General features: G+C 54.3%; 24 protein-coding genes. 12 read left to right on the forward strand and 12 right to left on the reverse strand.

Annotated features, from left to right (window positions below; translation table 11 throughout):
* Positions 1-12 precede the first annotated feature (12 nt).
* From JYB84_RS17045 to dolP, 4 genes are all read left to right on the forward strand, one after another.
* Complete coding sequence (locus JYB84_RS17045) at positions 13-1,821, forward strand: penicillin-binding protein activator (protein ID WP_207321198.1); 1,809 nt, start codon at positions 13-15, stop codon at positions 1,819-1,821.
* The gene (locus JYB84_RS17050; protein ID WP_207321199.1) at positions 1,818-2,144 is read left to right on the forward strand and encodes a YraN family protein; all 327 of its coding nucleotides are present in this window, start codon (positions 1,818-1,820) and stop codon (positions 2,142-2,144) included. The genes JYB84_RS17045 and JYB84_RS17050 overlap by 4 nt, the downstream gene beginning before the upstream one ends.
* A gap of 81 nt (positions 2,145-2,225) precedes the next feature.
* Positions 2,226-2,819, forward strand: coding sequence for a phosphoheptose isomerase (locus JYB84_RS17055; RefSeq protein ID WP_207321200.1), 594 nt, complete (start codon positions 2,226-2,228; stop codon positions 2,817-2,819).
* Complete coding sequence (dolP, locus tag JYB84_RS17060) at positions 2,816-3,382, forward strand: division/outer membrane stress-associated lipid-binding lipoprotein (protein ID WP_207321201.1); 567 nt, start codon at positions 2,816-2,818, stop codon at positions 3,380-3,382. The genes JYB84_RS17055 and dolP overlap by 4 nt, the downstream gene beginning before the upstream one ends.
* A gap of 69 nt (positions 3,383-3,451) precedes the next feature.
* Here dolP and trpS read toward each other — a convergent pair whose 3' ends face one another.
* Genes trpS through rpe form a run of 3 tightly spaced genes read right to left on the reverse strand, consistent with a single transcriptional unit; the run spans position 3,452 to position 5,824 of the window.
* Positions 3,452-4,450, reverse strand: coding sequence for a tryptophan--tRNA ligase (trpS, locus tag JYB84_RS17065; RefSeq protein WP_207321202.1), 999 nt, complete (start codon positions 4,448-4,450; stop codon positions 3,452-3,454).
* Positions 4,451-4,472: 22 nt separating this feature from the next.
* Positions 4,473-5,150 (reverse strand): phosphoglycolate phosphatase, encoded by a 678-nt coding sequence (locus JYB84_RS17070; RefSeq protein ID WP_207321203.1) that lies wholly within the window; start codon positions 5,148-5,150, stop codon positions 4,473-4,475.
* Positions 5,150-5,824, reverse strand: coding sequence for a ribulose-phosphate 3-epimerase (gene rpe, locus JYB84_RS17075; RefSeq protein WP_207321204.1), 675 nt, complete (start codon positions 5,822-5,824; stop codon positions 5,150-5,152). Before rpe ends, JYB84_RS17070 begins: the two co-directional genes overlap by 1 nt.
* Before the next feature lie 195 nt (positions 5,825-6,019).
* Here rpe and JYB84_RS17080 point away from each other — a divergent pair, with 195 nt between their 5' ends.
* Together JYB84_RS17080 and JYB84_RS17085 are read left to right on the forward strand one after the other, a co-directional pair.
* Positions 6,020-6,370 (forward strand): hypothetical protein, encoded by a 351-nt coding sequence (locus tag JYB84_RS17080; RefSeq protein ID WP_207321205.1) that lies wholly within the window; start codon positions 6,020-6,022, stop codon positions 6,368-6,370.
* On the forward strand, positions 6,370-6,558 hold the full coding sequence (locus JYB84_RS17085) for a DUF2970 domain-containing protein (protein WP_207321206.1): 189 nt from the start codon (positions 6,370-6,372) through the stop codon (positions 6,556-6,558). The genes JYB84_RS17080 and JYB84_RS17085 overlap by 1 nt, the downstream gene beginning before the upstream one ends.
* A 51-nt stretch (positions 6,559-6,609) precedes the next feature.
* Here JYB84_RS17085 and JYB84_RS17090 read toward each other — a convergent pair whose 3' ends face one another.
* The 9 genes from JYB84_RS17090 to JYB84_RS17130 form a co-directional block, all read right to left on the reverse strand.
* Entirely contained in the window at positions 6,610-7,452 is an 843-nt protein-coding gene (locus JYB84_RS17090; RefSeq protein WP_207321207.1) for a Dam family site-specific DNA-(adenine-N6)-methyltransferase, read from the reverse strand.
* A gap of 61 nt (positions 7,453-7,513) precedes the next feature.
* Positions 7,514-8,941, reverse strand: coding sequence for an AAA family ATPase (locus tag JYB84_RS17095; RefSeq protein WP_207321208.1), 1,428 nt, complete (start codon positions 8,939-8,941; stop codon positions 7,514-7,516).
* Positions 8,942-8,954: 13 nt separating this feature from the next.
* A complete protein-coding gene (gene aroB, locus JYB84_RS17100; protein WP_207321209.1) occupies positions 8,955-10,034 on the reverse strand; it encodes a 3-dehydroquinate synthase in 1,080 nt (359 codons plus the stop codon).
* Between the two features lie 6 nt (positions 10,035-10,040).
* A complete protein-coding gene (aroK, locus tag JYB84_RS17105; RefSeq protein WP_207321210.1) occupies positions 10,041-10,556 on the reverse strand; it encodes a shikimate kinase AroK in 516 nt (171 codons plus the stop codon).
* Between the two features lie 208 nt (positions 10,557-10,764).
* Positions 10,765-12,771, reverse strand: a complete 2,007-nt coding sequence (locus JYB84_RS17110) for a type IV pilus secretin PilQ (protein WP_407696041.1) — start codon at positions 12,769-12,771, stop codon at positions 10,765-10,767.
* Positions 12,772-12,831: 60 nt separating this feature from the next.
* The gene (locus JYB84_RS17115) at positions 12,832-13,347 is read right to left on the reverse strand and encodes a pilus assembly protein PilP (RefSeq protein WP_207323284.1); all 516 of its coding nucleotides are present in this window, start codon (positions 13,345-13,347) and stop codon (positions 12,832-12,834) included.
* 2 nt (positions 13,348-13,349) lie between these two features.
* Positions 13,350-13,979 carry a type IV pilus inner membrane component PilO gene (locus tag JYB84_RS17120; protein WP_207321211.1) on the reverse strand — a complete coding sequence of 210 codons (630 nt, stop codon included), beginning with the start codon at positions 13,977-13,979 and terminating at the stop codon, positions 13,350-13,352.
* The gene (locus JYB84_RS17125; RefSeq protein ID WP_207321212.1) at positions 13,976-14,575 is read right to left on the reverse strand and encodes a PilN domain-containing protein; all 600 of its coding nucleotides are present in this window, start codon (positions 14,573-14,575) and stop codon (positions 13,976-13,978) included. The genes JYB84_RS17120 and JYB84_RS17125 overlap by 4 nt, the downstream gene beginning before the upstream one ends.
* The gene (locus JYB84_RS17130; RefSeq protein ID WP_207321213.1) at positions 14,563-15,642 is read right to left on the reverse strand and encodes a pilus assembly protein PilM; all 1,080 of its coding nucleotides are present in this window, start codon (positions 15,640-15,642) and stop codon (positions 14,563-14,565) included. Before JYB84_RS17130 ends, JYB84_RS17125 begins: the two co-directional genes overlap by 13 nt.
* A 185-nt stretch (positions 15,643-15,827) precedes the next feature.
* Between JYB84_RS17130 and JYB84_RS17135 the strand changes: the two genes are divergently transcribed.
* The 6 genes from JYB84_RS17135 to JYB84_RS17160 all read left to right on the forward strand — a co-directional run bounded on the left by JYB84_RS17135 (position 15,828) and on the right by JYB84_RS17160 (position 23,525).
* The gene (locus JYB84_RS17135) at positions 15,828-18,341 is read left to right on the forward strand and encodes a penicillin-binding protein 1A (RefSeq protein ID WP_207321214.1); all 2,514 of its coding nucleotides are present in this window, start codon (positions 15,828-15,830) and stop codon (positions 18,339-18,341) included.
* Between the two features lie 155 nt (positions 18,342-18,496).
* Entirely contained in the window at positions 18,497-20,572 is a 2,076-nt protein-coding gene (gene recG, locus JYB84_RS17140) for an ATP-dependent DNA helicase RecG (RefSeq protein WP_207321215.1), read from the forward strand.
* A 96-nt stretch (positions 20,573-20,668) separates the two neighbouring features.
* Positions 20,669-21,556 carry a DUF3014 domain-containing protein gene (locus JYB84_RS17145; RefSeq protein WP_207321216.1) on the forward strand — a complete coding sequence of 296 codons (888 nt, stop codon included), beginning with the start codon at positions 20,669-20,671 and terminating at the stop codon, positions 21,554-21,556.
* Between the two features lie 208 nt (positions 21,557-21,764).
* Positions 21,765-22,472: a beta-ketoacyl synthase chain length factor gene (locus JYB84_RS17150; RefSeq protein ID WP_207321217.1), complete on the forward strand. Its 708-nt coding sequence runs from the start codon at positions 21,765-21,767 to the stop codon at positions 22,470-22,472.
* Positions 22,465-23,274: a lysophospholipid acyltransferase family protein gene (locus tag JYB84_RS17155; RefSeq protein ID WP_207321218.1), complete on the forward strand. Its 810-nt coding sequence runs from the start codon at positions 22,465-22,467 to the stop codon at positions 23,272-23,274. Before JYB84_RS17150 ends, JYB84_RS17155 begins: the two co-directional genes overlap by 8 nt.
* Positions 23,271-23,525: a phosphopantetheine-binding protein gene (locus JYB84_RS17160; protein WP_207321219.1), complete on the forward strand. Its 255-nt coding sequence runs from the start codon at positions 23,271-23,273 to the stop codon at positions 23,523-23,525. The genes JYB84_RS17155 and JYB84_RS17160 overlap by 4 nt, the downstream gene beginning before the upstream one ends.
* The last annotated feature ends 6 nt before the right edge of the window (positions 23,526-23,531 follow it).

The following is a 23,531-nucleotide window of genomic DNA, read 5'->3' on the forward strand; positions in this document are numbered from 1 at the left end:
GAGTGAAGCCAAGTGTTGAAAAGCCAGATTTCATTGCAGTTTATTCTTGTTGTCCTGCTCGCCGTTTTCATGTCGGCCTGTGGCAGTCGTCCAGCCCCCGCTCCCGTGGATCACGGCCCGGTTCAGGTTTCCCTGGCCAAGGTAGAGCAGGGCTCGGCACAGTACCTTGCCCAGGCGGAGCAGAGCAGCGGTGAAAGCCGCATTCGGCTGCGACTGCTGGCGGCCCATGCCCTGCTTAACGAAGGCAATGAACAGGCTGCCGGGCAACTCTTGGCCAAACTGAAAGCCAACCTGAGCACAGCCGAATTACTGGCCGAGCACAGCGCCCTCAGTGCCCGCTTACTGGAGCAACAAGGTCGTTTTGATGAGGCCCTGACCAAACTGGTGTTACCCGCCGGGGTGGCCAAATGGCAAAAGGCCAACTTCCACCAGCTGAGGGCGCAATTGTTCCACAAGACCCAGCAGCCCATGCTGGAAGCCCAGGAACTGAGCGCCCTGGGACAGTACCTGTCTCAAGAACAGGCCATCCAGGCCCATGATGCCCTGTGGCAGATACTGGCAGCTCAAACCGAGGCCCAGCTGCAGCAAGCTGACAACAGCCAGCCCCAGTTCAGTGGCTGGCTGCAACTGGCCTATCTGGCCAAGCATTATGCCGTGTCGCCCAACGAGCTGGTACGCAATCTGGGAGACTGGCAGCGAGCCAATCCTTCCCATCCGGCTGCCCTGCGTCTGCCGGGGGATCTGCAAAAAGCCCTGAATACCAAACCCTATAAGCCACAGAAAATTGCCGTACTGCTGCCCCTCAGCGGCCCGGCCGCCAATGCCGCCAATGCCATACGCAACGGTATTGTCAGCAGCTATCTGGCTCAGAACGATGGGCAAGTGAGCATCAGCTTCTTTGACAGCGCGACAGATCCTGTGGCCGCGCTCACCCAGGCCCAGGCCGAAGGGGCCGAGTTCATCATAGGCCCGCTGCTGCAAAGTGAAATAGAGAAACTGCTGCAGCCCGGGATCAGCGCCGGCATTCCGCAACTGTTCCTCAACAAGGCCGAGCGTTTCAGCCCCGAAAACGACAGATTCTTCTTCTCCCTGTCACCGGCCGAAGAAGCCAGCGACGCCGCCGAACACCTGTTCAAGGACGGCATAGCCCATCCCTTGCTGCTGGTGAGCAACGATGCCACCGGTCGCCGCATGGCCGAGGCCTTTAACCACACCTGGCAACAGCTGACCCAGGACAGGGCCGAGGTGCACTTTTACGACGGCGGCGACAAGATGAAACTGACGGTACAGCAGGCATTGGGTGTCAGTGACAGCCAGGAGCGCATCGCCCGGATCAAGGAGCTGCTGGGCAGTAAGATCAAAGCCGACTTCCGTTCCCGCCAGGACATAGACGCCATTTACATGATCTCGGCACCTCAGGATATCGCCCTGCTGAAACCCTTTATCGATGTCAGTTTCAGCGTGTTTGCCGAGCCCGTGCCCATGTACGTTTCCAGCCGCGCCCGCAACCAGGACAATACCGCGGCTGTACCACCGGAATTCAACAACCTGATCGTCAGCGACATCCCCTGGTTGATGCAGCTGGGGGCTGAAAATCGCGAGATCAATGGCCTGTGGCCGGACTGGAACAATAGCCAGAAGCGCTTGTTTATCATGGGTTATGACGCCTTTGAACTTGTTGGCCGCCTGGCCCAGATGCGCGCCTTCCCCGGCTTTCAGTACCAGGGCCGCGGTGGCAAACTGTCGGTGGGTGCCGATGGCGTCATCAAACGTCAATTAAGCTGGGGCAAGTACCAGCGGGGCGCCTTGAGGCCACTGTGAACCTGGGCCAACTCGCCGAGCAACAGGCGCAGGACTATCTCTGCGCCCAAGGCTTAACCCCGGTAGCGACCAATGTGCGCTATCCCTTCGGCGAGCTGGATTTGGTAATGCGCCAGGGCGGTTGCTGGGTGTTTGTCGAGGTTAAATACCGCAGCAGCAGCCGGTTTGGCGGTGCCCTGACCGCCCTAAGTGCCGCCCAAATAAGACGGATCCGTGCCGCCGCCAGCCATTTCCTGCAATTGCAGGGGATAAATGCCCCCTGCCGTTTCGATCTGGTGGCCATAGATGCCGGCGCGGTCGAATGGTTGCAGAATGCATTTTAAACAAGAATTTGCCGGGGACGGCTCTACTCCCCAGCCGCTTTGTGGCATGATAGCGGCAGTTTATTTTGTAAGGGTTTATCCATGTTAGAACGTATCAAAGACAGCTTTACCGAGTCGATCCAAACCAAGATCGATGCCGCTGAAGCCCTGCCGGAATCCATTGCCAAGGCGGCCGAAATGATGGTGCACTGCCTGCTCGGCGGCAATAAGATCCTCGCCTGCGGCAACGGTGGCAGTGCCGGCGATGCCCAGCACTTTTCGGCCGAGCTGCTGAACCGTTACGAAGTGGAACGTCCACCGCTGCCGGCCATAGCCCTGACCACGGACAGCTCCACCCTGACCGCCATCGCCAACGATTACAGCTATGACGAAGTGTTCTCCAAGCAGATCCTGGCCCTGGGTCAACCCGGCGACATCTTGCTGGCGATTTCCACCAGCGGTAACTCAGGCAACGTGATCAAGGCCATGGAGGCGGCACTGAGCCGCGATATGACCATAGTGGCTCTAACCGGCAAGGACGGTGGTGCCATGGCCGGCCTGCTCGGAGGTGGCGACGTGGAAATTCGCGTACCGTCCAACGTAACGGCCCGCATTCAGGAAGTGCACCTGCTGGTGATCCACTGCCTGTGCGATAACATAGATCGCACCCTGTTCCCACAGGACGAACAGCAATGAAACCGTGGCTGCTGGCTCTGACGGCCTGCGCGGCCCTGTCCGGTTGCGCCGGAGCCCTGGTGGCGGGGGCCGTGGGTGGGGCCGTGATGGCCAACGACGAGCGTTCCATCAAGACTCAGATAGACGACACCAACGCCGATCTCAAGATTGCCACAGCCTTTGCCGATGATGCCGAGCTCAAGCAGCAAGCCAATATCACCGCCGTGGTGGTCAATGGCAACGTGCTGCTGATAGGCCAGGCGCCCAGCTCCATGCTGCGCGATAAGGCGGTGCAAGTCGTTCAGCGTCTGCAGTTGGGTGGCAAGATCCACAACCAGATCCGCATCGGCAATCCCACCTCCTTCACCACCCGCAGCAATGACACCTGGATCACCACCAAGGTCAAGGGGCGTATGTTGGGCGAGAAGGAGCTGGACATCACCCGCATCAAGGTCGTCACCGAAAACGGTGAAGTGTTTTTGCTGGGCCTGATTGCCCGTAGCCAAGCCGATCTGGCGGTGGATGTGGCGCGAAATACCGCCGGGGTGCGCAAGGTCATCAAGGTATTCGAATACATCGAATAATGATGCCAACTTAAGCCATAAAAAAATCAGCCACTTGGGCTGATTTTTTTATTGGGCACTCTTGCTTGCTCAGGCGAGCAGGCCAATCTTCTCGTACACCTGCTTGAGGGTCACTTCGGCACGGGCGCGGGCCTTTTCGGCACCTTGGTGCATGACAGTATCCAGGAAAGCGCGGTCTTCGCGGAACTGGCGGAAGCGCTGCTGCAGCGGTTCCAGCATGCCGACCACGGCTTCACCGGCTGCCACCTTGAGGTGACCATACATCTTGCCTTCAAACTCGGCTTCCAGACTGGCGATGCTCTGGCCGGTCACGCCCGACATCAGGCTCAGCAGGTTCGACACGCCTGGCTTGGCATCGAGATCGAAGCGCACCACCGGCGGCTCGTCGCTGTCTGTCATGGCCTTTTTCAGCTTCTTCATCACCGCCTTGGGATCTTCCAGCAGGCCAATAACGTTGTTGCGGTTGTCATCCGACTTGGACATCTTCTTGGTCGGATCCTGCAACGACATCACTTTGGCACCATGCTCGGGAATGAAGGGCTCAGGCACGGTAAAGGTATCGCCATAGGCATTGTTGAAGCGGATAGCGATATCACGGGTCAGCTCCAGATGCTGCTTTTGATCCTGACCAACGGGGATCTCATTGGCTTGGTACAGCAAAATATCGGCCGCCATCAGCACTGGATAGCCAAACAGACCCACGTTGATGTTGTTGGCGTGCTTCTGTGACTTGTCCTTGAACTGGGTCATACGGCTCAGTTCGCCCATCTGGGTGTAGCAGTTGAGCACCCAACCCAGCTGGGTATGCTGGGGCACCTGGGACTGAATAAAGACTGTGCTCTTTTTAGGGTCGACGCCACAGGCAAGGTACAGCGCCAGGGTATCCAGGCAGGCTTCGCGCAATGCGGCCGGATCCTGGCGCACTGTGATGGCATGCAAATCCACCACGCAATAAAGACAATCATGGCTGTCCTGCATGGCCACCCACTGACGCAGGGCACCCATGTAGTTGCCTATGGTCAACTCGCCCGATGGCTGCGCGCCGCTGAGTACTATGGGTTTGGTCATTTCAGTGCTTACTCCGTAATTGTCAGTATCCCGCATCAAGCCGGGACAAAATCTCTGTAAAGCTGTTACAAACGGCCTCTGGACCGCAAAGCCCAATATCTTCACCGTAGTTGTAGCCGTAGGTCAAGCCGAACGAGGCAATTCCAGCCGCTTTGGCGGCCAAAATGTCATTGCGGCTGTCACCGACCATCAAGAGTTCGTCTTTCTCCAGGGACCAATGGGCTCGCACATGCTCCAGCGGCAGTGGATCGGGTTTCATCTTTGCCAGGGAATCCCCACCCAGAACCAACTCAAACAGTTCATCCAGGCCGAAGGCCCGCAGCAGCGGCAAGGTAAAACGATGGGGCTTGTTGGTGACCACGGCCAGCTTTAATCCCCGCTGGCGCAATGCCGTCAGAGTTTCGATGACGTCAGGATAAAGGCGGCTGTGGCGCTCCAGGTGTTGCTCATAAAAGTCGAAAAATACCGGCATGGCGGCATTCAACTCTGCCTCGCTGACCTCGCGCGCCAAGGCATGGCTCATGGCCCTGGTAAGCAGCACCCTGGCACCATTTCCCACCCAGGTGCGCACCTCATGCTCACTGCACGTCTTGAGTCCAAGCTGCGACAGGGTGCAATTGGTGGCCGCGGCCAGATCCGGCACACTGTCCACCAGGGTGCCGTCAAGGTCAAAGGCAATGGCCTTGAGTCTTTGGCTCATCAGGCGTCGACCTTGGCCAGCTCGGCGCGCATTTGGTCGATAACGGCCTTGTAATCCGGCTTGCCAAAGATGGCACTGCCGGCCACAAACATGTCGGCACCGGCGGCAGCAATTTCGGCGATGTTGTCTTCTTTGACCCCACCATCCACTTCCAGGCGAATGTCATAGCCACTGGCATCAATACGGGCCCGCACCTGACGCAGCTTATCCAGGGTCGACGGAATAAAGGATTGGCCGCCGAAGCCAGGGTTGACCGACATCAGCAGGATCACGTCCAGCTTGTCCATCACATGATCCAGACAATGCAGCGAGGTAGCAGGGTTCAGCACCACACCCGCCTTACAGCCGGACTCGCGGATCAATTGCAGGGTGCGATCAAGATGTTCGGTGGCTTCCGGATGGAAAGTGATAATGGAGGCACCGGCCTTGGCGAAGTCAGGGATGATGCGATCCACTGGTTTAACCATCAGGTGCACATCAATCTCAGCGGTGATGCCGTAATCGCGCAGCGCCTTACACACCATGGGGCCTATGGTGAGATTGGGCACATAGTGGTTGTCCATAACATCGAAATGCACCACATCGGCACCGGCGTCGAGCACGGCCTTAACATCGTCCCCGAGACGGGCAAAATCAGCGGATAAAATAGAAGGAGCAATCAAAAATGGGCGCATAGCGGACTCACTGCATTGGTTGAGAAGTCGGCTATTTTACCCGAAAACCGGCTTAATTCCCCCTGCTACAGCACGTTTTTGTGCCAGGAGCAGCGATAACTCCAGGCACAAGCGGAGGTCTGCCCAGAAAACTGTTCAAAAACCGTTCGCATTTGATATAATCCGCCCATCTGCATTTTCGGCCAAGGAAGCCCAATGAAAGGCACAAACCATCAATTCAGGAAATTCGCCAGCGTGAAGTCGGCCGCTCTTCTTGGCTTGAGCGCAGCATGCTTTGCCAGCTTGGGCGCCTGGATCCAGGCCGCAGATGATTCAGCCACGGTTGCCTGTGCATGCAGCGGTGAAATACGCTATAACAACAGCTTACCTGCAAGTCACCCCAATAACCGCTGTGCAACCCAAACCCGGGATTTAACCTGGGGCTCCTGGCTCAGCGGCAACAGTCGCTCAGGACAATTTCACTTCATCGACCTGCTGGAGTTGCTTAACGGCCATCAGGACAAGCCCATGGACAAATCACCGTCCTCGGCTCGCGACGAGATCTGATGCAGTCTTCTTTCTGGCAGGTTTTTCTCAGTACCCTGGCGGCATTTTTTGGGGTGCAGTCCGATCAAAATCGACGTAAGGATTTCAGCCAATCCTCCCCCATGCCATATATCATCATGGGATTGGTACTGGCCATTGGGTTGGTGCTGGGATTGGTGCTCTTGGTGTCTGTGGTGCTGGCGCCCTGAACCTCGGCCCAGGCTGGCCTATGGCTAGTAGCTAAAACACTTGCTTCAGGCTCAGTCAATGGACTCCAGATGATAAGTCTCATCATAGAGCGCCATCAATTCATCCACTTTATTACGCTTGCTGCCGTTCTGGCTGATATTGCGCTGCACCTGTAGGGTCGCCAATCTGGCCCCGTGGTATAACTCCCGGGTCAGTGGAATATCATGGTTGCTGATCAACACAGGAATACCACGTTCCATGGCAGTATGGCGGGAATAACGCGCCAGCAGCGCCTGGTCATCGAGCGTAAAGCCGGCACCTACATAGGTGGTAAAACTGGCCGTACTCGACAGTGGCGCATAGGGGGGATCGCAATAAATGACATCGCCCTGACCTGCCAGTTCAAAGGCCTGCTCATAGCCGATGCATTTGAACTCGGCCTTCTGCGCCTTCACTGAAAAAGCGCGAATTTCCTGCTCAGGAAAGTAAGGCTTTTTATAGGAGCCAAAGGGCACATTGAACTCGCCCTTACGATTGTAGCGACAAAGGCCGTTGAAACCGTGACGATTAAGGTACAGGAAGTACACAGCACGACTGAAGGGATCTTTACTGCGGTTAAAGCGCTGACGAACGTCGTAATAGGCTTCCTTGTTGTTCATTTCTTCACAGAACAAGGCCTTGGCAGCAGCTATATATTCTTCCGCCCTGTCTTTGACTATCTGGTACAGGCCAATGAGATCTTGGTTGATGTCACACAAAAGATAAGAAGAGTAATTCGTATTGAGAAATACCGAACCTGCACCGACAAAGGGCTCCACCAACCTGTCACCTTTGGGCAAATGCCTGGACAGCTCGTCCATCAATTTGAACTTGCCACCGGCCCATTTCAGAAAGGCTCTTTGTTTCTTGGTCATTTGCAGGAAAGGTCGCCCCAATTAAAGAAGTGAATGATTGTACTCTGTTTAATAGCAAAATTCACTGCGCTTCCGCCTCCAGGGGCTGATACTGCGCCAGATGGCGCCAGTTCCTTATCCAGGGGGATAGCTTGGAATTGTGACGTGATAGGGCTTCGGCTTCCTGTCTAGCCTGCTCCATACTGTCATATTGACCCACCAATATCACAATTTGTTGCTGGTAGCGGGCCAGGATGGGGCTGACGTCCTTGGGCAGCATCTTGAGTACCCGGGAAATAGAGCTGCGCTTGCTGACGGTCGCCAGTTGCAGGGTAAAGCCCTCAACAGGAAATGCAGGAGGCATCCCCACTTCCTGCTCCTCTTGCATCTGTGCGACCTGCCCCGTTTCCTGTGGTGGCGAAGAGGGACTCAACTCAACCACGGGGGTTCCATTTTCGACCTTCGGCAGCTCGCCCGTCTGGACTTGTGCCACCGCCTGGGCGTCTGCCAGTAATTCTGATGCCATGCCTTGCTCATCCTCAACGGCATCAGCCACTGCGGTCACTGCAGCCACTGCGACATTATTGTCCTCTTGTGGTTCAGCGCGTTCGGCTTCCGTCGGCTCATGGCTTAAAAGCTCTTGCTCATCTTCAACCCTTTGCTGGCGTTCAGCAAAGTATTCCTGCAACAGCCTTTCTCCCCAGGGAATGGCTTCTCCCGTGAGTGTTGGCCACTGATTAGCCGGCTTGTCGGCTGGCCAGAACCATCCGATGGCGACAGCGAGCATAACAACCGCCGCTGCGACCACCCACCACAGGGGCTTGTGGGCCTTAATAGCATGGGATTCCGGTTCGAGCGCCTTACGCAATAGATTAACCACTTCTGCAGGACTGCCTGATTGCTTCTCCAACTGGGCCTTTACTATCTCACGCGGCACATAGGGCAAGCTGTCGCTGCGACTCATCAGGGTAAAATAGAGCGCTTCCCGTTCGGTCATGGGCAAAGACTCAATGCTGATTTGCAATATCAGCTCCCTTTGCTCCGGCGCCAGGGAGGACGACAGGGATTCCAACATATCAGGCTCAGAGGTGAGCGTTACCGATATGGGCCGACCGCCACAACGAATTTCACTGAGCAGCAGGCATTCGGCCCAAAGCTCCAGCGGCATAAAGTGCGCATCATCTATGGCTATGTGAATGGGCCTGGAAAAATCCGCCGCCAAACGCAAAAGAGTTTCCGTGAGCGGCACTTCGTCATCAAACAAGGGATCAGCGAGCAGTTGGATCAGTATTTTTCGGCGGATTTCAGCCGCGGAGGCGTGCATGGGGCATATGACCAGCGCCGAGTTGTACTCCTCCAATTCACTCACCAGGGCGGTGACCAAAGTGGATTTCCCCACCCCTTTGGAGCCGGAAAGCACCCGCAGCTGCTGACTGTAACTGGCAACGTAAAGCAAACGCTCAAGCAGCGCTTCCTGGGTTGGCAGAAGTATGGATGTGGAATCTGTCACGTCTCACCCGCTGTTACATGCGGTTGATGACCTGTCTGAGTAGCTCGTCACCGGCGGCATCAGTCACCTTGGCGCTGCCAATCCCAAGGGGCAACACCAATCTGATTTGGCCGGCGAGCACTTTCTTGTCGCGCCGCATATGTTGAATAAAGCTGTCAAAGTCCATGGACTCGGGAGCCTGGGTGGGCAGGTCGAATGCCTCTATCAAGGCCTCGATACGTCCAAGAATTGACGCATCCATGAGCCCCATGGCTACTGAGGTTTGCGCAGCAAGGACCATGCCAGTGGCCACTGCTTCGCCATGGAGCCAGTTGCCGTAACCCATTTCAGCCTCGACTGCATGGCCAAAGGTATGCCCCAGATTCAGCAAGGCGCGTACCCCCTGCTCGGTTTCATCTTCGGCAACGATTTGGGCTTTGATCTCGCAACAGCGGCCAATGGCATACTGCAACGCCTGCTCATCCAGGGCTTTCAATGCCTCAATATGGCCTTCAAGCCACTCAAAGAAGGCAGCATCCCAGATAATACCGTACTTGATAACCTCGGCCATACCGGCGGCAAACTCCCGGGCAGGCAAGGTTTGCAGGCAATCCGTGTCTATCATCACCAACTTGGGCTGATAGAAAGCACCTATCATATTCTTGCCAAGTGGGTGATTGACCGCAGTTTTCCCTCCCACAGAGGAATCGACCTGGGACAGCAAGGTGGTGGGAACCTGGATAAAATCGATTCCTCGCTGATAGCAAGCGGCAGCGAATCCTGTCATGTCACCGATCACACCACCACCCAAAGCCACCAACAAGCTGTCGCGGGCAAAATTGCCTTCAAGCAGGGCGGTAAAGACGGTATTGAGCTGCGCCAGGGTCTTGTATTGCTCGCCATCGGGCAAGATCACTTGCTGAACCTGGCTGGCACAGGATCCCAATTGCTGCTTCAGCTCATGGAGATACAGGGGGGCAACTGTGTCATTGCTGACGATAAGCACTTTTTTGCCACGGCAATAGCCGGACCAAAGCTCGCTATGATTAAACAGGTCCCGGCCAATATAGATGGGGTAACTACGACTCGCTAAATCGACCAAGACCTGTTTCATAACATTTTAAAATCCCAATTGTTCTACGATTTGGGTGGCGACAACCTTGGCACTCTGGTCATCGGTTTTGACTATCACGTCGGCAATTTCCTCGTAGAGAGGATTGCGGACTTCGGCCAGATTCTCCAACACGGAACGGGGATCATCCACCTGCAGCAGCGGACGACGCTTATCACGTTGGGTACGGGCGACCTGCTTGTCTATTGTGGTTTCCAGATATACTACTATCCCACGGGCAGACAAGAAGTTACGTATGTCTTTGCTTTGTACTGAGCCGCCACCGGTTGCCAGCACTATGCCTTGCTTTTCGGTCAAATCAGCAATCACCTGAGCCTCGCGGCGACGAAATCCCTCTTCGCCTTCAACGTCGAACACCCATGCGATATCAGCACCGGTACGGTTTTCGATCTCCTGATCTGAGTCGTGGAATTCCAAATGCAGCATTTGCGCCAGATGACGACCTATGGTGCTTTTACCTGCGCCCATAGGGCCTACGAGAAAAATATTACGTTTTTCAGCCATTTCTTGTACGTCTGAATCTTATGAAGAGTTTGCCTATGCCGACTTAGTTTCAAGCCGACCTATGTGTTACCTTGCTCTAATGAGACTTGACCCGGGATTATCTCAGTTCAGCACCATGAAACGCAAGTTTGTCCTGCATGAATGATGGAATTAGCTGAAGACAAAAAAAGACCGGCAAGATGCCGGCCTTTTGTGTGTCACGCTAAAATCAGATCTTTTCTGTCACTATCTTCGGGGTCACGAAGATCAGCAGTTCCTGCCGCTCATTGGAATCCGAGGTGTTGCGGAACAGGAAGCCCACTAAGGGGATGTCGCCCAACACAGGTACCTTACTGACCCTGGAGATCAGGTTCTGCTGGTAGATACCACCGAGCACTATGGTTTCACCGTTATCCACCAGCACCTGGGTACCGATGCGCTGGGTATCAATGGCCACGGCGCGACCTGTCGGCGTATCCACTGTGTCACCCTGAGTATCCTGGGTGATCTCCAAATCCAGTATCACCCTGTTGTCAGGAGTAATTTGCGGTGTTACCCGCAATGACAGTACCGCCTTTTTGAAGGTTACCGTGGTGGCACCACTGGATGCCGCCTGCACATAGGGAATTTCCACACCCTGCTCAATATATGCCGCTTTCTGGTTTGAGGTGGTAATACGGGGGCTGGCGATAATTTCACCTTTATTTTCCTGCTCCAGCGCACTCAGCTCCATATCCAACACGGTACCGTCAGCCAATTTGGCTACATGGAACGCCAGGCTGGCCGCACTGGTGGAGGTCACAGGCAGGTTAACGTTAAGACGATCATTGACCGACGGGATCACACCATTGGACATATCCTGCGCCCCTTCAATGGTGCCAGAGGTGCCCTTGGTGCCCTGTTGATCCGAGATACCCCAGCGGATACCCAGGTCTTCGGCAATATTATCTTTCACAGTCACCATGCGTGATTCAATCAATACCTGACGCACAGGAATATCCAGTACATCCACCATGCGGTGAATGTTTTCCAGCGTTTCAGCCGTGTCCTTGACCAACAGGGTATTGGTGCGCTCATCAACGGCCACGCTGCCACGACTGGTCAACAGGCTGGTGTCTTTACCCTTGAGCAGTTCGGCTATGTCGGCAGCCTTGGCATAATTGATTTGCAGGTATTCGGAATAGAGTGGTGCCAGCTCCTGCACTTCCTGACGATTCTTCAGCTCCTGACTTTCGCGAATGGCCAACTCTTCGGCCGGAGCCACCATCAGGATGTTACCTTCAATGCGCTTGTCCAGACCTTTGGTTTGCAAAATCAAATCCAGGGCCTGATCCCAGGGAACATCATCAAGACGCAGTGTGATGCTGCCTTCAACCGTATCACTGGTGACCAGGTTGAAATTGTTGTAATCCGCAATAATCTGCAGCACGGTACGCACAGAAATATTCTGGAAATTCAGAGATAAGGTACGGCCGTTGTACTTCTTCTCTTCCTTAATGGCATCGGCACGCTCCACCTTGTTCATGCTGACCCGGAACAGATTACCTTCCTGCTTGTAGCTGTATTCGTAATTGCCCGCTACATCCACCTGAATTCGAGTAGTCATGTCCTCTTTAAAGGTTTCAAAGCTCTTCACCGGCGTGGCAAAATCCTGTACATCCATGACGTAGAGCATGTCGGACTGGATATCGGTATTGAAAAAACTGATCTCCAGCTTGGCACCTACCTGTTCAACATTGGCTGCCACGGTCGGATTATTGAGGTTGACCAGCAATTCACCACCGCCCGTCTCATTGCGGTGAAAGTCCAGACTCTTGATACCGTTAACAAAAGGACTGCTACGATCCTGGCCCTCGGCAGCAATTTCGTCATTGATAACCAGTCGGTAGCTATTGCCCATCACCAGGCCCTGATAGGGCTTTACCTGGCTGAGGTTCAAGGTCAAAGCCAAATCGCCGCCTTCCTGTGTGGATAGCAGAGACTCAACTCCGGCCACATTGATGGGCAAATTGTCTTTTTCCAAACCAGAAATACTGTCGGCAAAGGTCATCTTGATCTGAGCCGGTGTCGCATTCAAGTTGATTTGAGGCTCAAATATCGGCTGCTCGAACTGCAAATCAAGCTCAACCTGATGATCAACTACGCCATGGTATTTAACATCAACCAGACGATTGGCTGCCTGCGCCACGGATGTTGCTCCCATCAGGAGACTTAAACCCAGCATTAATCTAAACATCCGGCCGGACACTGTAATAAAAGCGGCAGAAGATTCCATCATTCCCATATCCTTCGCAGGTTATTCTCCAGAGAGTTCCATATTGCTGGTGCGCTCAGACCAGCAGCCCGAACCATCCGGAATTAATTCTATGACTTCGACATTCACGGGCGTCACCTTGCTGATATGACCGTGATACATGCCTAAATATGCACCGACACCCAATCTAAACACGTCGCCATCATTGGTTTGGATTAGAGCCCAAATTTGCTCACCTTCCTGCAAAGTACCCCGCATTTTAAGGTTATCCAATGCATAGGTTTCCAAGCGGCTCTTGCGACGTTTTAAGTCTGGTTGCAGACAATCCTTGGTCTTATCCAATACCTCTTCAGTTAATTCCCGTGAAGGAGGTATAAAGGGACTGCGCATTAATTCGGCTTGATAAGCAAAATGCTCGAACTGGGGTGGCGATTTCAGTGGCGGAATTTTGGCCACATGTTGTGCCTTGGTTGTAGTAACAAATAGCTCCAAATCACTACGATCGTCAACACAAGCTGTCAAAAATAAGCTGGTTAAGACCAGAGGCAAGTATTTCATCATCACTTTCCTCCAGCCTTTTTCTTGGCGTCTTTTTCAGAGGGTAATTCAGCCCCCTCTTTAAATCTGTAAGTTTTCGCCAAAATATCCATGGTCAACAAACCGCTCTCAGTGCGCTTAATCACAAAGTCATGCAGGCTAACGATTCGCGGCAACTTGGCAACACCACTGACCATGTGTCCCATATCATGGTAATCACCGGCCACTGACATTCTGATAGGGAACTCGATGTAGAAGTCCCTTGGCACCTCAGGCTCCCAATCCAAGCTGTTGATTTTCAGACCAGAATCGGTTGCCACAAAGGTCAGATCGTCAAGCAGACCCGGCATTTCATTTTCTGAAGGCAACATTTTCAGCAGTTCAGCAAACTGGGCTTCCATTTCCTGCAACTGTTCGCGATACAGCTTTAAATTCGCAGCCAGTTGATACTTGGACTTGAAGTCCTCTCTTAACTGCACTTCTTTTTGCTGCTCGGCCTTGAGAACATCAACCGCATCGGCAACAAACATAAAATAGCCGGCAACCAATACCAGCAACGCCAAAAAAGTGGCAAATACGATCTTAACCTGTTTAGGCCATCCACCTACATTCTCAAAGTCAATATCGTTGAATTGGCTCAGATCCAGACTCATCTTGCAGCTCCTTTGGTGCCGGCAGCCTTATTATCTTTCCCAGCTTCAAGCATTGCCTTGTCAACCACATTCACCTTAAGCGTAAATCTTTGCAACTGACGGACATCGTCACTTTGAGCCACAATCGACTGCATTGCGGGATCATCGAGCCAAGGAGAAGCCTTCATTTTACGCATCATGTTAGCCACGTTATTGTTCGACTCACTGCGTCCCTCAATAGACACCACACTGCCTTTCTTTTCCACACTGGAAAGATAAATGCCTGGAGGGACAATTTTTACCAACTCATCCAGCACGTGGGTCGGCAGGTTACGGGACCTTTGCAAGTTGAGAATAATCTCGGTGCGGCGTTCAATATCCTTTTTACGCTCGGTGATCTTCTTTATTTCTGCGATCTGCTTTTCCAGCAACTGAATTTCCGATTGCAGATAGGCATTTCTGCCACGCTGTTCCTCGGTCATCATATCCAGCACCACCAAAGCGCCGTATACCAGCAGGGCGGATAACAGAAAAGTGGCGGCAAGTGCACCAAGATAATCCCGTTTACTTTTTTCCCTGGCCTCTTCCCGCCAAGGCAATAAGTTTATGTTCGCCATTGACCATAGCTCCTTAATGCCAAGCCGCAGGCAACCATATATTTGCTGATATTGGGCTGCAGGATATTTTTAGTCTGTTCATCGGCATGCAACGCCCCTTGAAAGGGATCTGCAATGATAGTATGCACACCGAGTTCATTTGTCAGTAAATTCGCCATGCCTTCAAGTCGTGAAGTGCCACCGCACAACACTATGTAATCCACCTTATCGCGACCGCTGGAGGTACAGTATATCTGCAGGGTACGTTTTACCTGCTGCAACAGCTGCGTCTGGAAGGGCGACAGCACTTCAAACATATAATTCCGTGGTAAGTCCCCTTCAATCTTGGCTTTTTCCGCCTGTTCATGGGACATGCCATAGAAAGACAAAATCGATTGGGTGAACTGCTCACCGCCGAAGGCCTGTTCGCGGATAAAGGCGGTCTCGCCGGCCTCAACCACGGCAAAGGTGGTCATGTTGGCACCTATATCGACCAGGGCAATGACTTTCTGATCGGCTCCCTCCGGCAACTGCTGATAAATCAGTTCAACAGAACGACCAAGAGCATAGCCTTCTATATCAACGACCTTTGCCTGGAGATCGACCTCCTCCAAAGCATCTACCCGGGCATCAATATTCTCGGTACGACAGGCGCTCAGCAGAACATCCACCTTGGAGGGATCTGTCGAATTGGCGCTGAGCGTTTCAAAATCGATACTGACTTCGTCCAGGGAATAGGGTATCAGGTTATCAGCTTCAATCTCGATTTGGGCTTCCATTTCAGATTCACTCAGCGCTGCATCCATATAGATGACCTTGGTCATCACTGCCGAGCCCGAAACAGCCACAGAGGCAAATTTGCAAGTTTTGGGAAGCGCGCGCCGCACTTGCCGTAAACTTTCAACCACCGCAGCAGAATCCCGAATATCATGATCGTTAACGGCCCCCTTTTTAACGGGGACCGCAGCATGACTCACTATTTTATAGCCATCAGCCGTCTTGCTCAGCAGTATCGCCTTGACTTCGTGGGAGCCTATATCAACACCCACCATCTGCGGAGCCTGACGCTTCCATAAGTTTGAAAGCATAGTCTGTTGTCACTTATTGTTTTGGTTGCAGAAGTTAGATTAGCACAAAATCAACTCGTTATAGCTATTTGTATTAAATGTTTAAGGCTTTTACAATTGGCAATTTTTTGACGCTGTATTTTACTTCACCAAGACAATGCTGCCTTATATACTGTGTGGCCCGTGATTAAATTTGGAAAACTCTGGTGAAGTGGTTAAAACGTATTCTTATTGCCCTCTTTAGTCTAGCTCTCCTCGGTGTTGGCGCTATTGCAGCGGCATATTTCTATGTTTTGCCCGATCTGCCGGATGTAGCCACCCTGAAAACGGTGAAATTACAAACACCGCTGAAAATATACAGCAGTGATGGCAAGCTCATTTCCCAATTCGGCGAAAAACGCCGCATTCCTCTCAAATTGGATGAAGTTCCCAAGCCCCTGCTGCAGGCCTTTTTGGCCACCGAGGATGCCCGTTTCTATGAACACAGCGGTATCGATCCTGTCGGTGTGGTCAGGGCCGCTCTGGTCATGTTGGCTACCGGAGAAAAAAAACAAGGCGCCAGTACCATTACCATGCAGGTTGCTCGCAACTTCTTTCTCACCAGAGATAAAACTATCATACGGAAAGTGAAAGAGATTTTTATTTCTTTCCATATTGAGGAGCTTCTCACAAAGGATGAGATCCTCGAACTCTATGTAAATCGTATCTATCTGGGCCAGCGGGCCTATGGTGTAGGTGCAGCGGCACAGGTGTACTTTGGAAAAGAGGTGAAAGACCTCACCCTTGGCGAAATGGCCATGATTGCCGGCCTCCCCAAAGCACCTTCAACACTCAATCCCGTGACCGCACCCGATCGCGCTCTGGCGCGCCGCAATGTGGTCTTGATGCGTATGAATGAAGTGGGTTACATCAGCGCCAGCGAGTATCAGGAGGCACTGGCCGAACCTCTGGTCGCCAAATACCACGGCGCAGAAATTGACCTGTACGCCCCGTATATTTCAGAAATGGCTCGCGATTACCTGGTCCAAAAATTTGGAGAGGAAGAAGCCTACACAGGTGGCTACAGCATTTACACCACCATTTCCTCAGACCTGCAGCTTAAGGCGCAGCAAGCACTGCGCAATAACGTGTATGCCTACGACGAACGCCATGGTTATCGGGGCGCAGCAGAGCGCTTGTGGCAGGATACCCCACCTGTCGATGCGGAAATTATCAAGGCACTCAAACGCACTGTAGCCGTTCAGGAATTGCAGCCGGCCGCGGTACTGAGTGTGGCAGAACAGGCGGCGGAGGTGTTGCTGGGCACCGGAGAGCGACTGACCTTGAATTGGGATGGCATCAAATGGGCCCGCCGCTTTATCAGCGACAAACGTCAGGGAGCCGCTCCCACCAAGGCCGCTGATGTGCTCAATCCCGGCGAACGTATTTGGGTCCGCCATAATGGCGAGCAATGGCAACTTTCCCAGGTGCCGGAAGTCTCCAGTGCCACAGTCACCCTGGATCCTCAAAATGGTGCTATTTTGGCCTTGGTGGGCGGTTTCAGCTTCTCCCAGAGCCAGTACAACAGGGTCACTCAGGCCAAACGCCAACTGGGCTCCAATATCAAACCCTTTATCTATGCGGCAGCGCTGGAAAAAGACTTTACCCTGGCAACCCTGATCAACAACGCCCCCATTAACAAACCCGATATCCGTCAGGGAACCGTGTGGCGCCCCAAAAACTCACCGGATATCTATGGCGGGCCAACCCGTCTTAGAGTGGGCCTGGCTCAGTCCATCAACGTGATGTCGGTGCGGGCCATGCGCCATATTGGGATAGATGAGACCATAGCGACCCTGACCCGTTTTGGCTTTGATCCTGCCGATCTGCCCCATAACGAATCTCTGGCCCTGGGTTCACCCTCGGTCACCCCGCTGCAGGTTGTCACCGCTTTCGCCAGTTTTGCCAATGGCGGCTTCCTGCTGGAGCCCTATTTTATCGATCGCATTGAGTATGCCGATGGCACGCTGGCGGAAAAGGCCAATCCGGCGTTGGCATGCGAGCCGCCACCACGCGACGAGCAGGCAATGCAATCCATGATCGATGCGCTGCAGCAGGAAACGGGCACGTCACAGGCGCCATGCGGTGGCACGGATGCCCGTTATGCCGCACGGGTTATTTCCAAGCAAACCGCATTTTTGATAGGTGATGCACTCAAGAGCGTGATTTGGGGTGGCGGTGACTGGAGCCAGGGCACAGGTTGGAACGGTACGGCCTGGCGGGCGGCAAGGCTGATAAAACGTCACGATATTGCCGGTAAGACAGGTACCACCAACGAATCCCGCGACACCTGGTTCAGTGGATTCAACCCCAAGTTGGTCAGCACCTTCTGGGTTGGGTTTGATGATCACAGCCGCGAACTCGGTCGTACCGCCTGGAACGCCAATGGCGCCAAGGATCAGATTTCAGGCGCCGAAGCCGGTGCGAAAACGGCCGGTCCGGGCTGGAACGAGTTCATGCTGCACGCATTAGAGGGAACGGAAGAAATAGCTATAGTGCCGCCCGAAGGGATAGTGTCGGCGCGCATAGACCTGGCCAGTGGCAAACTGAGTCGCAAAACAGACCAAACCAGCGACTTTGAATATTTCCGCGCCGGCACTGAGCCGACCGAGTATGCCACCGAAACCCAGGACAGCAGCACTATCTTCACCGACTCGCCGCCGGAAGAATTATTCCAATAGCGTATTTGAAGGGGCCGTAAGGCCCCTTTCATATATGGCACACAGCCCATGGCAGGCGAGCAAACCGACAAGCCCAGCGGTTACAAGCCTTGGTTGCTCAGTCGTTATTCTCTGTTAGTATATGTATAAATTCACAGTAATTCGGTGCAAACCGCGTGCAGAGACTGGATCTTGTCCCAATTACCGAGCTCAAGGGCGTTGCCGCCCGGGTTGCGGAAAAACTGGCCAAACTGGGGGTACATACCGTCCAGGATCTGTTGTTTCATTTGCCGCTGCGCTATGAAGATCGCACCCGCATTTATCCCATCGCAGGATTGACCCCCGGCAGTTACGCCACGGTTGAGGCCGAAGTTGTATCGGCCCAGATAGTCAATGGTCGCAAGCGCATGCTGACCTGCAACGTCCGCGACAACAGCGGCGGTCTGACCCTGAGATTCTTTAATTTCTCCATGGCGCAAAAAAACGGCCTGCAACCCGGATTGACCATCAGGGCGTATGGCGAGATCCGCCGTGGCCAGACCCAGTTGGAAATCATTCATCCGGAATACAAGCTGACCGCCCCGGGTGAAGCCCCGGCCCTGAGTGAAACCCTGACTCCCATCTATCCCACCACAGAGGGATTAAAGCAGGCCAGCTGGCTCCGGCTGACGGAGCAGGCTTTGGAAATGCTGGAAGAAGGAGGATTGCAGGAGCTGCTGCCCACGACGCTGCAACCCAATCAATTGAGCCTGGCGCAGGCGGTGCGAATTCTTCACCGCCCCCCAACCGATGCCGATCCCCTGGCCTTTGAACTGGGGCAACACCCGGCACAACAAAGATTGGTACAGGAAGAGCTGCTGGCACACAACCTCAGCATGCTTAAACTGCGGCAACGCAGTAATCAGGATAGCGCCATCCAAATGCACAGCACTGGGCAGCTGATCCCCGATTTTCTTGCCGCCCTGCCCTTCAGCCCCACGGGGGCGCAGCAGAGGGTGGTCACGGATATTCACAAAGATCTGGCCAAGCCCACTCCCATGATGCGCCTGGTTCAGGGTGATGTTGGCTCAGGCAAGACCCTGGTGGCCGCCCTGGCAGCACTCGCGGCCATAGAAAATGGCTATCAGGTCGCCATGATGGCCCCCACAGAGCTGCTGGCGGAGCAACACGCGGCCAATTTCGAGCGCTGGTTCAGCCCGCTGGGCCTCAAGGTCGGTTGGCTCGCCGGCAAACTCAAGGGCAAGGCCAGGCAACAATCCCTGGCCGACATCGAGTCCGGCGCCGCGCAGATGGTCATAGGCACCCACGCCATTTTCCAGGAACAGGTGAATTTCAAACAGCTGGCCCTGGTGATTATCGACGAGCAGCACAGGTTCGGCGTCCACCAGCGGCTGGGACTGAGAGAGAAAGGCATGGGCCAGGGCTATCATCCTCATCAATTGATCATGACGGCCACGCCGATTCCCAGAACCCTGGCCATGACGGCCTATGCGGACCTGGATACCTCGGTAATAGACGAATTGCCGCCGGGAAGGACACCCATTACCACGGTCGCCATTCCCGATGGACGCCGCCAGGACATCATAGAGCGGGTGCGGCAGGCGGCATTGCAGGACAAACGCCAGGCTTATTGGGTCTGCACCCTGATAGAAGAGTCCGAGGTGCTGGAGTGCCAGGCGGCCGAAGATACCGCCAACGAGCTGAGCGCCGCCTTGCCGGAACTCAGGGTCGGCCTGGTACATGGAAGGATGAAGGCGGCGGACAAGCAGGAAATCATGGCGGCCTTCAAAGCCGGCACCCTGGATCTGCTGGTGGCGACCACGGTGATAGAGGTAGGCGTGGATGTCCCCAACGCCAGCCTGATGATCATTGAAAACCCGGAAAGACTGGGGCTGGCCCAATTACATCAATTGCGTGGCCGGGTCGGGCGCGGAGCCGTCGCCAGTCACTGTGTCCTGCTCTACAAGGCACCCTTATCCCAGACCGCTACCAAGCGCCTCGGCGTGCTGAGACAGAGCAATGATGGGTTCGTTATTGCCCAGCAAGATCTGGAAATCCGCGGCCCGGGAGAAGTATTGGGCACCCGCCAAACGGGACTGGCACAGATGAAGGTGGCGGATCTGGTGCGGGATCAGGCACTGATCCCCCACATTCAAAAGCTCGCCAGACACGTGATGGAACAGGCGCCGGCCAATGTCGATGCCATCATTCACCGCTGGCTCGGTGACCGCGAGCAATACGTCCAGGCCTGATAAATTCGGTCTCCAACCGTCAAGGCTATGGACAACGCCTGTGGATAGCGCAGAATGGGAAACAACGCCTTTTGTCAGTGCAGTCAAGGACCTCGTATGCAAGTCAATCAAGAAGACAGGATCTCTCACACCGAATCCCATGGGAGCAGCAACCGTATGGCCATAGGGGCCATAGTGCTTCTGGTCGCCATCGGTGCCGGCCTGTATTTCTATTTTTCCAAGCCCACCTCAGTCCCGGCAGAACCAACACAGCGGGTAGAGCAAGCCCCGGAGCCTCAGCCGCCAGCCCAGGCCGAGCCCGAAGTTGAACCGATTCCCGAGCCTGTAACCAGCGAGATCGACGAGCCAGAGACCGTACCTGAAGCAACTCAGGCGCCTCAGCCACCTGAGCCAACCGAGCCATTACCGGCATTGGCGGACAGCGATGCTCTGGTACAGAAGCAGGCTTTGTTGTTGGCCGCAGACAATCCACTGCAACCCTTGCTGGCCCAGGCAGATCTGGCGCGCCAATTTGTAGTGTTTGTTGACAATCTGGCGCAGGGTGAACTGGCACGTAAAACCAGCCCGGTGAAAGGCCCGGAACAGACATTCAGCGTCAGTGAAATCACCGACAAGATTTATATAAATCCCGACAGTTTTCACAGGTACGACAAATACGCCACTCTGATAGCGGCCATGGATCCGCAGCAACTGTTATCCAGCCTGAAATTGCTGGCCCCCTTATTCAATGAGGCGTTCGCCGAGCTGGGTTACAGCGATATGAGTTTTGAAAGTCGCTTGCAACAGGCATTCGAGCAAGTACTGGCAGCCCCCATAATTGAAGAGCCGATAGAATTGACCAGCGTCAGCGTCAACTACCGCTTTGCCGATCCCAAACTGGAAGCCTTACCTGCAGTGCAGAAGCTGATGTTGCGCATGGGACCGGAAAATGCCAACAAGATCAAAGCCGCCATCCGCAACATACAAGCGGAATTAAGCCGCTGATCTCACAAAGGGGTAACAGATTGGTTACCCCTACCTCATTATTTCCACTTCTTCAATGTGACATTTTCGGTTTAGAATACCCGGCTCAAAGCAGATGACGGGAAAAGCTGGGCCTTCAACAGGGCCACAGTCAGGCGTTCGGCTCGCCGCATTTTGACCTTCAGTGATGGAAAACGACGGCAGCTGATGCAGTGCCAGAGGTAACGCAGTGCAACTTACTTTCAGCCTAATATCCTGGGGCGCCTGGTCACCGGATTGTCAACATAGGGATGCCTGGTCCGCCTGGCACGCACAACAGGGATCGCCCAATACCGAGGCCGTACCTGCCCTTGAGCATGTGCCGGCTATGCAAAGACGCCGTTTCAGTCGCCTGACCCGGATGATGCTGGAAGTCGCCCACCAGGCCAATGCCCCCGACAATTGCCGTTCCGTGTTCGCCTCCCGTCACGGCGAACTCAATCGCACTATCGATCTGCTGCAAAACATCATAGGCGATGAACCCCTTTCCCCCATGGGATTCAGCCAGTCAGTGCATAACACCGCCAGTGGGCTGTTTGGCATAGTGCACCAAAACCGCGCGGCCTCCACTTCAATCGCCGCCGGCACCGAAACCCTGTCCCAGGCCATGGTGGAAGCCTACGCCCAGCTGGCAGAAGATCCCGAGCCACTATTGTTGGTTTTCGGTGACGATCCTGTCCCGCCCGTCTATGACGAGTACACCAGTGAATATGAATTGCCACTGGCCATGGGGCTGGTATTGGCCCCCGCAGGTGTCACAGGTAAACCACAATTGACGCTGAAAAACAGTCGCGAACTGCCCGGCATGGGATTTGGTCGCCTGTTGCATGCCCTGGCAACCGGCCAGGATTGTCAGGGACAACTTTCCCGCTGGGACTGGAAACTCAGCCATGCTTGAAAACACCCTGCCATCCCCCAAACGTCTCTCGGGCCTGGCCTACGTGCCACGCTGGCTGGGGGGGATCAGCTGCTATATCGCCTTTGGCCTCGGTGGACTGCTGAGCTCACTGACGATTCTGCCGCTGCTGAAGTACTGGCCAGGCAAGCCCGAGGTCAGGATCAAGCGGGTTCAGAAAGCGGTACACATCATGTTTCGTGGTTTTGTGCATATGCTGAGCTGGGCCGGAGTGATCCGGTTACAGACCCGCAATCTGGATGCCCTGCGCAATGCCAACCATGTGCTGGTCATTGCCAACCACCCGACGCTGATCGATGTGGTAGTGTTAATCAGCCTGATGCCCAATGCCGGCTGCATAGTCAAACAGGGACTGTGGCGTAATCCTTTTTTGCGGGGTGTAGTTGCCGCGGCGGGTTATATTCCCAATCGCGGCGCCGAGTTACTGCTCAATGATTGTCGCGAAGTACTTGAACGGGGCACCAACCTGATCATTTTCCCCGAAGGAACACGCACGGTCCTGGGAAGCCAAATCAATGCCTTTGCCCGGGGCGCCGCCAATATTGCCCTGCGCACCGGCAACGATATATTACCTGTAATGCTGCATACCCATCCGCCGGGATTGACCAAGCAGGAGCCCTGGTGGGAAATCCCCAGGCGCACCATAGGCATGACGGTGGAAACCGGTGAAACAGTGTCAATCAGGGATTTCCTGGGGCAGGACGGCTGTGAGGCCAAGCAGGCCCGCGTTCTGACCAGAGAACTAGAAAATTATTATAAACAAAACCTTAAAGTAATCTTATGACTATACATGATGAAATAAAGCAGTTGATCATAGACTGCCTGGACCTGGAAGACGTAAGCGTCTCCGATATTGATACCCAAGCCCCCCTGTTTGGTGACGGCCTTGGATTGGACTCCATCGATGCCCTGGAATTGGGTCTGGCGATCAAAAAGCATTTTGATGTGAAAATCGAGGCCAACTCAGACGCCACCAAGGCGCATTTTTTCAGCGTTGCCACACTGGCAAGCTTTATTGAGTCACAACGGGTTTAAGGGACA

This window comes from Shewanella cyperi, assembly GCF_017354985.1.
GTDB classification, from domain to species: Bacteria; Pseudomonadota; Gammaproteobacteria; order Enterobacterales; family Shewanellaceae; genus Shewanella; species Shewanella cyperi.

What these genes read in the sequence shown, in the direction of transcription:
- JYB84_RS17055 (WP_207321200.1), top strand. Translation starts at nt 2,226, where the DNA reads ATGTTAGAACGTATCAAAGACAGCTTTACCGAGTCGATCCAAACCAAG.
- dolP (WP_207321201.1), top strand. Translation starts at nt 2,816, where the DNA reads ATGAAACCGTGGCTGCTGGCTCTGACGGCCTGCGCGGCCCTGTCCGGT.
- trpS (WP_207321202.1), bottom strand. Translation starts at nt 4,450, where the DNA reads ATGACCAAACCCATAGTACTCAGCGGCGCGCAGCCATCGGGCGAGTTG.
- JYB84_RS17070 (WP_207321203.1), bottom strand. Translation starts at nt 5,150, where the DNA reads ATGAGCCAAAGACTCAAGGCCATTGCCTTTGACCTTGACGGCACCCTG.
- rpe (WP_207321204.1), bottom strand. Translation starts at nt 5,824, where the DNA reads ATGCGCCCATTTTTGATTGCTCCTTCTATTTTATCCGCTGATTTTGCC.
- JYB84_RS17080 (WP_207321205.1), top strand. Translation starts at nt 6,020, where the DNA reads ATGAAAGGCACAAACCATCAATTCAGGAAATTCGCCAGCGTGAAGTCG.
- JYB84_RS17085 (WP_207321206.1), top strand. Translation starts at nt 6,370, where the DNA reads ATGCAGTCTTCTTTCTGGCAGGTTTTTCTCAGTACCCTGGCGGCATTT.
- JYB84_RS17090 (WP_207321207.1), bottom strand. Translation starts at nt 7,452, where the DNA reads ATGACCAAGAAACAAAGAGCCTTTCTGAAATGGGCCGGTGGCAAGTTC.
- aroB (WP_207321209.1), bottom strand. Translation starts at nt 10,034, where the DNA reads ATGAAACAGGTCTTGGTCGATTTAGCGAGTCGTAGTTACCCCATCTAT.
- aroK (WP_207321210.1), bottom strand. Translation starts at nt 10,556, where the DNA reads ATGGCTGAAAAACGTAATATTTTTCTCGTAGGCCCTATGGGCGCAGGT.
- JYB84_RS17110 (WP_407696041.1), bottom strand. Translation starts at nt 12,771, where the DNA reads ATGTTTAGATTAATGCTGGGTTTAAGTCTCCTGATGGGAGCAACATCC.
- JYB84_RS17115 (WP_207323284.1), bottom strand. Translation starts at nt 13,347, where the DNA reads ATGAAATACTTGCCTCTGGTCTTAACCAGCTTATTTTTGACAGCTTGT.
- JYB84_RS17120 (WP_207321211.1), bottom strand. Translation starts at nt 13,979, where the DNA reads ATGAGTCTGGATCTGAGCCAATTCAACGATATTGACTTTGAGAATGTA.
- JYB84_RS17125 (WP_207321212.1), bottom strand. Translation starts at nt 14,575, where the DNA reads ATGGCGAACATAAACTTATTGCCTTGGCGGGAAGAGGCCAGGGAAAAA.
- JYB84_RS17130 (WP_207321213.1), bottom strand. Translation starts at nt 15,642, where the DNA reads ATGCTTTCAAACTTATGGAAGCGTCAGGCTCCGCAGATGGTGGGTGTT.
- JYB84_RS17145 (WP_207321216.1), top strand. Translation starts at nt 20,669, where the DNA reads ATGCAAGTCAATCAAGAAGACAGGATCTCTCACACCGAATCCCATGGG.
- JYB84_RS17155 (WP_207321218.1), top strand. Translation starts at nt 22,465, where the DNA reads ATGCTTGAAAACACCCTGCCATCCCCCAAACGTCTCTCGGGCCTGGCC.
- JYB84_RS17160 (WP_207321219.1), top strand. Translation starts at nt 23,271, where the DNA reads ATGACTATACATGATGAAATAAAGCAGTTGATCATAGACTGCCTGGAC.